At 61.6% G+C, this 12619-nt stretch carries 9 protein-coding genes; 3 read left to right on the plus strand and 6 right to left on the minus strand.

The genetic code is table 11. The annotated features are described in order from the left end of the window. Positions 1 to 536 precede the first annotated feature (536 nt). Together F0184_RS05675 and F0184_RS05680 are read right to left on the minus strand one after the other, a co-directional pair. Positions 537 to 929, minus strand: a complete 393-nt coding sequence (locus F0184_RS05675) for an NADH:ubiquinone oxidoreductase subunit NDUFA12 (protein ID WP_150495207.1) — start codon at positions 927 to 929, stop codon at positions 537 to 539. A gap of 215 nt (positions 930 to 1144) precedes the next feature. Then, positions 1145 to 1873 (minus strand): response regulator, encoded by a 729-nt coding sequence (locus F0184_RS05680; RefSeq protein ID WP_150495208.1) that lies wholly within the window; start codon positions 1871 to 1873, stop codon positions 1145 to 1147. Positions 1874 to 2516: 643 nt separating this feature from the next. On the opposite strand from F0184_RS05680, the gene F0184_RS05685 reads away from it, so the two are divergent. Beyond that, positions 2517 to 6209, plus strand: a complete 3693-nt coding sequence (locus tag F0184_RS05685) for a vitamin B12-dependent ribonucleotide reductase (RefSeq protein ID WP_150495209.1) — start codon at positions 2517 to 2519, stop codon at positions 6207 to 6209. A gap of 304 nt (positions 6210 to 6513) precedes the next feature. Here the strand turns inward: F0184_RS05685 and F0184_RS05690 are convergent, their stop codons facing one another. Both F0184_RS05690 and F0184_RS05695 read right to left on the minus strand, forming a co-directional pair. Further along, the gene (locus tag F0184_RS05690; protein WP_150495210.1) at positions 6514 to 7122 is read right to left on the minus strand and encodes a hypothetical protein; all 609 of its coding nucleotides are present in this window, start codon (positions 7120 to 7122) and stop codon (positions 6514 to 6516) included. Beyond that, the gene (locus tag F0184_RS05695) at positions 7119 to 8246 is read right to left on the minus strand and encodes an AAA family ATPase (RefSeq protein WP_206668309.1); all 1128 of its coding nucleotides are present in this window, start codon (positions 8244 to 8246) and stop codon (positions 7119 to 7121) included. Before F0184_RS05695 ends, F0184_RS05690 begins: the two co-directional genes overlap by 4 nt. A gap of 533 nt (positions 8247 to 8779) precedes the next feature. On the opposite strand from F0184_RS05695, the gene F0184_RS05700 reads away from it, so the two are divergent. Both F0184_RS05700 and F0184_RS05705 read left to right on the plus strand, forming a co-directional pair. Next, on the plus strand, positions 8780 to 9451 hold the full coding sequence (locus F0184_RS05700; protein ID WP_150495211.1) for a cupin domain-containing protein: 672 nt from the start codon (positions 8780 to 8782) through the stop codon (positions 9449 to 9451). Continuing rightward, positions 9448 to 10467, plus strand: coding sequence for a flavin monoamine oxidase family protein (locus tag F0184_RS05705; RefSeq protein ID WP_150495212.1), 1020 nt, complete (start codon positions 9448 to 9450; stop codon positions 10465 to 10467). Before F0184_RS05700 ends, F0184_RS05705 begins: the two co-directional genes overlap by 4 nt. Positions 10468 to 10518: 51 nt before the next feature. Here the strand turns inward: F0184_RS05705 and F0184_RS05710 are convergent, their stop codons facing one another. Continuing rightward, a complete protein-coding gene (locus F0184_RS05710) occupies positions 10519 to 11481 on the minus strand; it encodes a M14 family metallopeptidase (RefSeq protein WP_150495213.1) in 963 nt (320 codons plus the stop codon). 62 nt (positions 11482 to 11543) lie between these two features. After that, positions 11544 to 12455, minus strand: coding sequence for a LysR family transcriptional regulator (locus F0184_RS05715; RefSeq protein ID WP_208998344.1), 912 nt, complete (start codon positions 12453 to 12455; stop codon positions 11544 to 11546). Positions 12456 to 12619: the final 164 nt, after the last annotated feature.

The raw sequence follows: 12619 nt of genomic DNA on the forward strand, positions 1-12619 counted from the left end.
GCACATCGCGGCCGGTAAATGGTCAGCGCAAAAATACATCAACATGGCGCCGCTCTACCAAGAGCAGAACCAAGCACACGGAGCCGTCGCCTGAAAACGAAAGTGCGAAAGATATTTGACACTACCATTACCGGCAGGACGCCCTGGAAAAGGGATTCGTCATACCCGACCCTCACAAAGGATCCTGACCGCTACAGTCCCGCTATCGGAAGCGTTGAACCGTCTTCTGAAACGTTGATACAGCGAGCAATTCTCACAAGTCAGTTTGGAACGGACCGCTTCAACCCAACCGGGAGCCGCTTTGGGCGGCACCAGGACACCAATCCGTGCCCCCGAGAAACAATCCCGTTGCCGGCCCCCGCCGGGCCCCCACGCCTGCGAGCGCACCGGCGGCCGATGCACGATAGCATCGGCCCGCTCAACTGGCCGAGACCGGATCCGTTTTCGCTATTTTGAGGCAGAGTGAAGGTATTACGCGATTGAATGCCGGACGATGCTCGCACAACGTCCGGCCTTGGGCCACCGGCCTGCGGCGGCTATTGGCCGGGAGACCATGCCTGGTAATCCCCGGTCACCTCCGGGCGCTTTTCCGGTGTCAGAATGGAGCCTTCCGGACGATAGGCGGCCGGTGTACCGGTCGGGTTGACCTGATGCGCCAACTGCCAGGACTTGGCATGGTACTCTTCCTCGCTCGGGGCGACATCCACGCGGTGGTGGATCCAACCGTGCCAACCGGGTGGGATGGAAGAGGCTTCCGCCAGTCCGTTGTAGATCACCCAGCGCTTCTCACCGCCGCGCTCGCGGTAGTACTTGTTGCCGAATTCATCCTCGCCGACGTACTCGCCCTTTCGCCACGTGAAAAAGCGTGTCCCCATTGTCTGGCCATTCCACCAGGTGAAGACTTCGGTCAAAAAATCCCAGAATTTCATGTCGAACGACAGTCCCTAAGCTCGAACCCGTGTGTCGGGCGGGGTGCTCTTGTGAGCGGGCACGCTGAACGGGCATATCAAAGCCGTTGCCGGGCCCGTTCAAATGCCCCGCGTCAGTTGGCGCGACTATGCCCCCAACACGCGGCCATGTCCAGTAACGCGCCTCTGGGGCTTGGCCGGTTCCCCGCATTCCTCTGGCGATAAAGTGGAATCACTTAATTTTTGGCCTTGCTGTTCACCGCCGCGAACACAGGACGCCGAACCCGTCCGCCGCCATGCGCCAGAACCACCTGACCGGCCGCATCATCCTTGGTCACCGGGGGTTTGGGCAAGGGACGCATCGAAGCCCGAATGGTGCGTCCACTTAGCATGGCGTTGGCGAGCCTGCTACGGACCTCGTCGAACTGCTCCCCGTTGGCCAGTGTATGAACCCGTGCCTGATGGAGCGATTGCAGTTTTTCGGCCTGCGCATTCATGGCCTCGTTGATCCCGGAGACATTGTAAAAGCCGGAATGTTCGAGGATCATCTGCCGTGCGTCCTGCACCAGCCAGCGCAGGCGGCTGTAGAGCGTCGAAGGCGAAAGCGGCTTTACCAGCAAATGGTGGGCTCCTGCCCGCAACGCCTTGTTGACCAGAGCGCGTGTCCCGTGGGCGGTGATGAACATCAGCGGCACATAGCATAACGGCTCCATGTGCCGGTGCCGAATGAGACGCAAGAACTGGTATCCGGACGTCGGCCCCATGCGCCAATCCGTGAGAATCACGTTGGGCGGTTCCGCCATCATCGACTGGAGTGCCTCGTCGACCGAATCGAAGGCCCGAACGCGGGCCACCCGAAAACTCAGGAGAATCGACCGGATCAGGGTCTGCATCGGTTTGCTGTCGTCGACGACAACGATGTCCAGATCCTCAACGCCAAGGCCAAAAGCTGCGTGATGTTTCATAGACTTGCCGGGCTCCGGTCTCCCCCACACTTGGGTTATGACAGGCTCGCTTTAAACCCGGCTGAAAAGAGCTCCTCAGCTTTTCTTCAAAATTTCATCAAACCACGGCAAGTTAACTGCGCGGGCGGCAAACCAGCCGGCCCCGGCCGGAACCCGGCGCGCGGAACGGCAGCTTTCCGCTTTTTTCCCCCCTCTCCCCGCAATTCACATGCAGCCACAACATTTTGCGCTTGCCCACAAGTCGTACACTAGAGCTTGTCGCCAGACGCTTGACGGTAAGATTTTGTTTACACTAGTTTCCTAACCATTACCGGTGTGCGTACCCGGGCCGGCAGCCTGCCGGGCCGACCCATCCAGTGCCCAGTATCGTGACGATTTCACCCGGCTGTTTCCGACAAGCAGCAGGCAGAGATCATTTGCGCCGGACGGCTCGGAAGGAACAAGAGATACCTGTTGAGAAGCGCTATATATGGTAGCCTTCACACACGCAGATACTAGATAACGGATCGAGATCATCGATCATCACATACGGGGACGGCGATCATCGCCGATGCGGACCGGTACCGGTCTGTGACATGCTTTTGCGTTTAGGCCCGGCTTGGCACGATGCATACCGGCCGGGGACATAAAGGGGACTTGAGAAATGCGGATCGAGCGGCGCTACACCAAAGACGGCCAGTCACCTTACGCCGACATTGAGTTCAGGACGGCCACGAGCGAGATCCGCAATCCGGACGGATCCATCGTCTTCAAGCTGGACGACATTCAGGTGCCCTCCCAGTTCAGCCAGGTGGCCGCCGACATTCTGGCCCAGAAGTACTTCCGCAAGGCGGGCGTGCCGGCGAAGCTGAAGCCCGTGGAAGAAAACACCGTTCCGTCCTGGCTGTGGCGCCGGGAAGCCGATTCGGCCGCCCTTGAGGCCATTCCCGAGGACGAGCGCTACGGCTCGGAAACGGATGGACGTCAGGTGTTCGACCGGCTGGCCGGCACCTGGACATACTGGGGCTGGAAAGGCGGGTATTTCGATACCGAAGATGACGCCCGCGCCTTCTTCGACGAGCTCCGCTACATGCTGGCGACCCAGAAGGTCGCGCCCAACTCCCCGCAATGGTTCAACACCGGTCTGCACTGGGCCTATGGCATCGATGGCCCCAGCCAGGGCCATTATTATGTCGACTTCCAAACCGGCAAGCTGACCAAGTCCAAGACCGCCTACGAGCATCCCCAGCCGCATGCCTGCTTCATCCAGTCCGTTCAGGACGACCTCGTCAATGACGGCGGCATCATGGACCTTTGGGTGCGCGAGGCCCGGTTGTTCAAATATGGCTCGGGCACCGGTTCGAACTTCTCCCGTGTGCGCGGCGAAGGCGAAAAGCTGTCCGGCGGCGGCAAATCGTCCGGCCTGATGAGCTTCCTGAAGATCGGCGACCGGGCGGCGGGCGCCATCAAGTCCGGCGGAACGACCCGGCGCGCGGCCAAGATGGTCGTCGTCGATGTCGATCACCCGGATATCGAGGAATACATCAACTGGAAGGTGAAGGAAGAGCAGAAGGTGGCGGCGCTCGTCACCGGCTCCAAGATCTGCCAGAAGCACCTGAGCGCCATCATGCGCGCCTGCGTCAACTGCGAAGCTGACAATGGCGACTGCTTCGACCCGGCCAAGAACCCGGCCCTGAAGCGGGAAATCCGCGCCGCGAAAAAGATGCTCGTGCCGGACAACTATATCCAGCGCGTGATCCAGTTCGCCCGCCAGGGCTTCACCAAGATCGAGTTCCCGGTCTATGACACCGACTGGGATTCAGAAGCCTATCTCACCGTTGCCGGGCAGAACTCGAACAATTCGGTGCGCGTGACAGACGGCTTCCTGAATGCCGTGACCGAAGACGGCACCTGGGATCTGACCTCCCGGCGCACCGGCGATGTGGTGAAGACCGTCAAGGCGAAGGAGCTTTGGGAGCAGATCGGCTATGCCGCCTGGGCCTCCGCCGATCCGGGCCTGCAGTACCACACGACCATCAACGACTGGCACACCTGCCCGGCCTCCGGCGAAATCCGCGCGTCGAACCCGTGCTCGGAATACATGTTCCTGGACGACACCGCCTGCAACCTGGCGTCCTTGAACCTGATGCAGTTCCGCAACGCTGACCGGTCCGTCGACATCGGGTCTTACGAGCACGCCGTCCGCCTGTGGACCGTCGTTCTGGAAATCTCGGTGCTGATGGCCCAGTTCCCGTCCAAGGAAATCGCCGAACTGTCCTACAAGTACCGCACGCTCGGCCTTGGCTACGCCAATATCGGCGGGCTGTTGATGACCTCCGGCATTCCCTACGATTCCGACGAAGGCCGGGCCATCTGCGGCGCGCTGACCGCGATCATGACCGGTGTGTCCTATGCGACCTCGGCCGAGATGGCCGGTGAACTCGGCGCCTTCCCGGGCTACAAGGACAATGCCGCGCACATGCTGCGCGTGATGCGCAACCACCGCCGCGCGGCCCATGGCGAGGCGGACGGATATGAGAAGCTCAACACCAATCCGGTTCCGCTCGACCATGCTTCCTGCCCGGATCAGAAGCTGATCGAGCATGCCCGGAAGGCCTGGGACCGCGCGCTGGAGCTGGGCGAGAAAAACGGCTACCGCAACGCCCAGGCCACGGTCATCGCGCCGACCGGCACGATCGGCCTGGTGATGGATTGCGACACGACCGGGATCGAGCCGGACTTCGCGCTGGTGAAGTTCAAGAAGCTGGCCGGCGGCGGCTACTTCAAGATCATCAACCGGGCCGTTCCCGAAGCCCTGCGCGAGCTTGGCTATTCGGAAAGCCAGATCGCCGAGATCGAAGCCTATGCGGTCGGTCATGGCTCGCTGGATCAGGCGCCGGCGATCAATCCCACCGCCCTCAAGGCCAAGGGCTTTACGGATGAAAGCCTCGCCAAGCTGAAGGGCAGCCTCGGCTCGGCCTTTGACATCAAGTTCGTCTTCAACCGCTGGACGCTGGGCGACGCGCAGATGACCGCGCTCGGCGTCACCGAAGAGCAGATGAACGACCCGGCCTTCGAGCTGCTGGCGTTCCTGGGCTTTTCCAAGGCCGACATCGAGGCCGCCAACACCCATGTGTGCGGGGCGATGACGCTGGAAGGCGCGCCGTTCCTCAAGCAAGAGCACTATCCGGTGTTCGACTGCGCCAACCCGTGCGGGCGCATCGGCAAGCGCTTCCTGTCGGTCGAAAGCCACATCCGCATGATGGCCGCGGCCCAGCCGTTCATCTCCGGCGCGATCTCCAAGACGATCAACATGCCGAACGATGCGACCGTCGAGGACTGCGAAAACGCCTACATGCTGTCCTGGAAGCTCGCGCTCAAGGCCAACGCGCTCTACCGCGACGGCTCCAAGCTCAGCCAGCCGCTCAATGCCCAGCTTCTGGCCGACGACGAGGAGGAGCAGGAGGACGCGCTGGAGGAGCTGGCCGCCAAGCCGGCCGCCGCGCGGGCCGAAATGGTTGCCGAGCGGATCGTCGAGCGGATCGTGGAACGCGCCGTGCGCACCCAGGAGAAGCTGCCGGGCCGCCGCAAGGGCTACACCCAGAAGGCGCGCGTGGGCGGGCACACGATCTTCCTGCGCACCGGCGAGTATGACGACGGCCGGCTCGGCGAGATCTTCCTCGACATGAACAAGGAAGGCTCGGCGCTGCGGGCGCTCATCAACAACTTCGCCATCTCCGTCTCGCTCGGCCTGCAATACGGTGTGCCGCTGGAGGAGTATGTCGACGCCTTCACCTTCACCAAGTTCGAGCCGGCCGGCATGGTCCAGGGCAACGACGCGATCAAGAACGCCACGTCGATCCTCGACTATGTGTTCCGCGAACTGGCGGTGTCCTATCTGGGCCGTCACGACCTTGCCCATGTGCCGCCGGAAGTGTTCGCCGGCAGCCCCGGCAGCGCGGGCTATTCCGGTCCGGATGCGGGCAAGGGCCAGCAGCCCGGCGTGGTGTCCCACGGGCTGGTGCGGGGGCAGACGGAACGCTTCCGGCTGGTCAGCGGCACGGGCGAACCGGCCGGTCTTCAGGTCGAGGCCATCGGCGGGCAGGTCTCCGGCGACGCGGTCGCCCAGGGCGCGGCCGTGGCCACGGCCTTCGCCCGGGGAACGGATGTGATCGCGACCGCCCGGGTGGCCACCGCCCCGGCCCCGCAGGCCACGAGCGACGCCGAGCGCATCGCCCAGGCCCGCATGAAAGGCTATGAGGGCGAAAGCTGCGCGGAATGCGGCAACTTCACCATGGTGCGCAACGGCACCTGCCTGAAATGCGACACCTGCGGCTCGACCAGCGGCTGCAGCTGAGGCCGCCGGGACGTGTCCCGGGGCATATGGATTGGCCACTTCAGGCCAATCCGCGGCCCGAACGCCCCTGAAACCAAGAAACCCGCCCATCGGAGACGACCGGGCGGGTTTTTCTTGATCCAAAGGCGTTGAGGCCTGCTCCGGGGCCGGGCGCGGACCGGCGGGGTGTCTTCGCGCGCCAATCCGTGCCGACATTCATTGGGACAGTTTCTACGGTGGATTTAGTGCGTGAGGGACATCCGGATCACAGGAGATGTTGATCCGTTATCTGGCACCCATAAAAGCGAAAAGTTCAGCACGTTCTCTAACATGCTGCCTGCCCAATTGCTGTAATCCGCTCTACCGCCCGGTGGAGACTAGCGTTACGATCTGCCGCCCGATTGAAATCCCAGTATTCCATTGCAAATCGACTGAGGTGCGCATTATATCCGAGACCAATCTTGGCGTTTCCAGCTGGCAGCAGTTCTTTCCTCGCTTCCCGACTTCCATGCAGTCTAACGCGATTAAGCAGTAGTTCTTTCGGATCCGCTATTTCCGTATCATCAGGAAGTGATCGGATGGGTATGCCAAGATAGTTACTCAGGTTTACATGGTCGGCCAACAACCACGCCTCAACCTCTGTCACTGCGATATTGAAGCACATTTTCGTCGGAAGCGGTTCATTCAGTCCGGAGCTATCAATCCAGTTTCTACGCAAACTCGGCGGGCACTTCGCACGATCAAGGTCAGTTAGAATAAAAACGTGGTAGCTTTGGGCCAATGTGCAATAATTAGCGAGCTTCTTCTTGATCCAGCCGAAGCCGCCGTGGTTTGGCTGCAATTCAGTCAAATGTACCTCGTCAAGTAGGCTTTGCAGCAATCGCACAAGGACAGCCCGGCTGAGCGCATCTTCGACGCAGAAGTAAGCAATCATAGTTCAAGCTTCAGTTGCATACCGACCGGCAAACCACGTGTGTTTGGTAGCACGGCCTCTGCTGGAGAGAGACCAACTGACAGTGCAGCTTGTTCAGCTGTGTTGATCTTTCGAGTGCGCGAGCCATCGTCCGACGGTTCAATTATAATTATCCCGTCGGCATTAATTCCAGGATTAGACAGTAAAGCGTAGCTGTGGGTGGAGATGAATATCTGACGACCCGAGCTTGGCGACCGACGTCTTCTTACTGTTTCAATCAAATATGACAGTTGTCGAACGACTTCTTCATTAAGCGAAAGCTCGGGCTCTTCAAGCAACAAAGGTGCGTCTCCCGTTTCTTGAAGCAACCAAAAAAGCGCAATTAGTCTTAGAGTTCCATCAGAAAATTGATCTTCTCGCTGGCGTGCACCACGTGGCCGATGATGCTTGAATTTGATTTCCAAATGAGGCCTTCCTGTGATCCCGTCCTTAAGAAATCTTAGGTCCTCCATCTGTGGGACTACGGAGCGCAATGCTTTTTCTATCTTTTTTAGCCGATTGTTGCGTGTACGCTCCTGCGTTGCAGAAACTCGTAGCAAAAACTCCTGTCCGAACGGATCATCTTCCAGCGTTCGACCACTGATTTCATCTCCAAATTTGAGGAGTTGGGGAACGAGGTGATAATAAGTAATTGATCCGAAGTACTCCGCTAAAAAACGAAAATCTTTATTAGTATTTATCTGCTCGAGATAGGTCTGCTGACGCTGGGCCTCGTCTTGTTCATCCTCCATATTTGGACGTTTCAACAGGTTGATTTTCTCACCAGTGTTTTCTATCCGATTTACAATTTCTTTTGTGATGTGCGGACGACGGTTTTTCTCAAAACCTTTGCTGGGAATATTAAAACCTAAAGTGTAATTCCACCCAGTTGACGTATCATCGTCGAAAACATCGACATCAATCAGCACCTCAGTGTCCTGACGAGCATGTAAGCAACGTATTTTCGATATCCCTCCTCGGCTCTCGACCGCCTCTTGAAGGCCACCGCCCTTTGATTTTCCGAGATCGCGAAGAAAACGCATCACATCAAGAAAATTGGATTTACCGGATGCGTTTGGACCCAACAAATATACGACATCTGACACATCCGACACCTCGGACCCACGGAAATTCCGCCAGTTTTTGATCATTATTCTCGATATTCGCAACGCGACTGTCCTTCCATACTGAATGAAAAAATAAACCCTAAATTTAGCCATCACAACCTAGTCTGTGGCCCTCCATTTGCCTTTGTTTTTTCACGTAAGTTATTAACCTTTCGGTCTCTATCCGCTCTTGGTTCAAGGTTTTTGCCGCCGGATGATTTCGTTTGTAAGCGCTGTACAGGACTACACCTCCCCGCCCTCCCCAAAAAACTATGCTCGCCATGGCCGGACGGCCGCTGTCGGGGCGGTGGCGGGGCAAGGTCAAAGCCTGCGACCGTTCCGTCTGGGGCGGCGAACAGTCCGTCATTCAAGGACCGGCGCTGGACGGCGCTGCGGTGTCAACCCGGCCGGCGGCGGGTCCAAATGCAGCCGCCCGCTCTTCGCCCCGGCCGCACCGAAAAAAGGACTGTGCCGGACGGCGTTTGTCTCTAGATAGGGGGATGACGAACGGCCCGAAGCACGAGGACGGACCCATGCGCGTGAACGCTGATTTTTCCGAGCGGACCATCGTCCGGTTTGACGACACGGACTGGATCGCCTCCCCCCGGCCCGGTGTGGAGCGCAAGATGCTGGACCGGATCGGCGGTGAAATCGCCCGGGCGACGAGCCTCGTCCGCTTCGCCCCCGGCAGCGCGTTTTCCCCCCATACCCATGACGGGGGCGAGGAATACCTCGTTCTCGAGGGCACCTTCCAGGACGAGGACGGCGATTTTCCCGTTGGCAGCTATGTGCGCAATCCGCCGGCATCCTCGCACACCCCGGCCGCCCGGGACGGCGCGACGATCCTTGTCAAGCTGCACCAGTTCGACCCGGGCGACCGCACCCGGGTGCAGATCGACACCGCGCGGCGCGGCTGGAACCGGGCGGCGGACGGCGTCGAACGGCTGGACCTGCATGAAGATGACCGGGAGAAGGTGGTCATGGAACGCTGGGCGCCGGGCACCGCGCGTGAGATCGCGGCCCCGGGCGGCCTGGAGATCTTCGTGGTGGACGGGGCCATCCGCGACGGCGGCGATGCGCTCGGCCGGTGGGACTGGCTGCGCCTGCCGGCGGGCTCCCGCCTTCAGGCCACCGCCGGGTCCGCCGGGGCGACGGTCTGGATCAAGACCGGACACCTTCTGCAGGCCGCCGGGACCGCCGCGTGACCCTTGACACGGATGTCCTCATCGTCGGCGCCGGGCTGTCCGGCCTTGCGCTGGCCGCGGCGCTGCGGGCCGGGGGCCGAGAGCTCGCGGTTCTCGAAGCGCGCGGGCGCGCCGGCGGACGGGTCCTGTCCGCCGGGGGATACGATCTCGGTCCGGCCTGGATCTGGCCCCACCAGCACCGGATCCTGCGTCTTGCGCGGGACCTCGGCCTGCGCACCTTCGAACAGCACAGCGCGGGGCGGCTGATCTTCGAAAACGCCCAGGGCGCGGTGCGCCGGGATCTGGACATGGCGCCGATGGCCGGCGCCTTGCGCGTTGCGGGCGGCCTTGCCCGGATCACCGACGCGCTGGCCGAAGGGCTTGGCGGCGCGCTGCATCTTTCTGAGGCAGTGACCGGCGTGCGGGAAACGGGCGCGGGTGTTATCGTCACCACCGCGCAGCGCAGCTGGACCGCCCGGCAGGCCGTGCTGGCACTGCCGCCGCGTCTCATGCGGCCGATGGGCCTCCAGGTCGCAGACACTCCCACCTGGATGGCAGGTCACGCCAAGCTGATCGCCGTCTATGACCGGCCCTTCTGGCGCGACGACGGATTGAACGGCGACGCGATTTCGCATCGCGGCCCCCTGGCGGAAATCCATGACGCTTCGCCGGAGGACGGGCGCGCAGGGGCGCTATTCGGGTTTGCCCTGCCCGGAGCGGCGGCGGCGGAAGACTTTGCCGAACGCGCCCTTGCGCAGCTGTCGCGCCTGTTCGGAGCAAGGGCCGGGGCGCCCGACGCCATGCACGTCAAGGACTGGAGCACGGATCCGGCCACCGCGACCGCCGCCGACCGGGTGCCGCCCCATGCGCATCCGCTCTACCGCCCGATCGCGCCCACCGAAAGGCTCGTGTTCGCGGGCACGGAAGCCGCGCCCACCGAAGGCGGCTTCCTGGAAGGCGCGCTGGAGGCGGCGGAAGCCGCCTTCCGGCATCTGGCCGCCAACATCACACCGCTTGAAGCAACCACACGCACCTGAGGCAGCCGCGCACACTTGAGGCAGCGATGCGCCGTCTCCGGCCTACCCCGCTCAGGCACCGTCCCGGGTCGCGAGGCGGACGGCGGTCTGGCCCTTCCACAGCCGCTTGGACGGCATGACCAGCATGACGTCGTCGACCGGCGTGCGCACTTCCCGGTCGCCGTCGTGGCCCAGAAGCGTTCCGGCCTTCGCGATGATTTCACCGCCGGTAAACGGCCGGGCGAAGGTGAAGACCTCGCTCTCGATGGTGACCGCCTCGCGGACCCGAAAGAATTGCTGCGCCGGGACGTCATCGCCGAACCGGTCCTTCAGCTCCGGGGCAACGACACCGAGCGCCACGAGAAACCGGGCCGTGGCCATCTTGGCAAGATGGCCCGACGCGGCTTCCCAGTGCTGGCCGCACTCGATCAGCAAGGCCGCCTTGGGCGATGCCGGATCGTCGAACGCCCCGTAGTCCCGCATCCGCCGGCCGGCCGCATGCCCCGTATCGGCGACGACCTTTTCCGGAACCCCGACCCTGGCCGCCAGTTCCTGTCCCTTTGGATGCTGCCCGCTCATCATCAAGGGCGGGGCCAGATGCTGCATGGAGTGAATGTCGAGCAGCATGTCCACCTCGTCGAGGACCGGCCGCACTTCGCGGGCCCGACGCAGTTCCACACTGTCACGCTCTCCCTCCAGGACGTCGAGGCCCCAGACCCTGTTCATGTCCTCGTCAAGCCAGCGCGTTGCATTCGGATCGGCCGGGTCGAAGGCCTCATAGGCGGCAATGTTCATGAAACCGAGTGTCAGCTTGCCCCGGATCGGGCGCACGTCCTCCCGCAAGAGCCAGTCCAGGGCAATGGCACCGCAAGGCTCGTTGCCGTGAACAATGGCGCTGACCATGACATTGGGGCCCGCGACACCGCTGTCGAACTGCCAGATATAGGGCACACCGCAGTTTCCCGGGGCATATACCGAAATATCCGGCGCCGCCAGTTCCACGGGGTAGTCGTTTGGTATCGCGATCTTCGTCATGTTCGCCGTCTCCCTGCGCACTCTGTTGTTTCTGTCCGGACAGACCGGTTGGCTGGCTCGGTTCAGGCCGGTTCGGAATACGGATCCTTCGGCGTGCTCAGACGCACGAACCGCATGAACTGGCGGGCCAGATCCGTCGGCGGCTTTCCCGTCGGCACCACGAAGCTGGTCCGGTATTCGATGGGCGCCTTGAAAGGCCGGACCACGATCCCGGTCATGTGCCGGCTGACCAGGGGAAACGGATTGATGAACGTCACACCCAATCCCTCGCGCACCAGTTCCAGCGCTGCCATGTTCGTCGCGGTTTCCGCCAGCAGGTTGTACTGAACTCCGGCCAGACCGAGAATCTGGTCCATCAAGGTCCGCGTTCCCAACCGGCCGAGAAATCCGACAATATCCGCGCCTTGCAGATCCGCCGGCACAATGACGTCGTTCCGGGCGAGCGGATGGTTCTCCGGCATGGCGCACACCACCTTGGATTTGCGCCAGGGGATCAGGGTGACGCCGGAGCGCTGGATCATGCCGCTTGTCAGCCCGAGATCATAGCGTCCGTCGAGAATCCCGGACACGAGAACATCGGTTGCCTGTATATCCAGTTGAACCCGCCGGTTGGGGGCCGCCTGGATGAATTTGGCGACCTTGGGGATGATGAAATGGTGCGCGAGCGTGGGCGGAATGATCAGGCGCAAGGGCTCTTCCGCGCGCGCGGACCAATCCGTCCCTTCGATATCGGCCAGCGTCGCGAACAGCGGATCGAGGCGATCATTCAGGCGCAAGGCGTGTTCGGTCGGCTCGATGCGGCCGGATGCGCGCTCGAAAAGGGCGCGGCCCACCCGGCTTTCCAATTGCGTGAGCGCCCGGCTGACCGCAGATTGCGAGATCCCGAGCCGCTGCGCCGCCCCCACTGTTGTGCCTGCCGTAATCAAAGCCCGAAGCGCTTCCAACTCTCTTAATCTGTAGCGATGCACCGCCATGATCCGAACCATGCCTCGAAATTTGGATTATGCCATCCACGAAAGAGAATGAAGCTATGCACTCTTGCATAGGATTTTGGGTTGGCAATGAAAATTCGTGTGGCTAGCATCTCACACGGCGGAGAATAAGGGTGCGCACAATATGTCGCGACGCCCCCCCGCCC

Origin of the sequence: Roseibium aquae, assembly GCF_008711285.1 — a bacterium.
Lineage (GTDB): Bacteria > Pseudomonadota > Alphaproteobacteria > Rhizobiales > Stappiaceae > Roseibium > Roseibium aquae.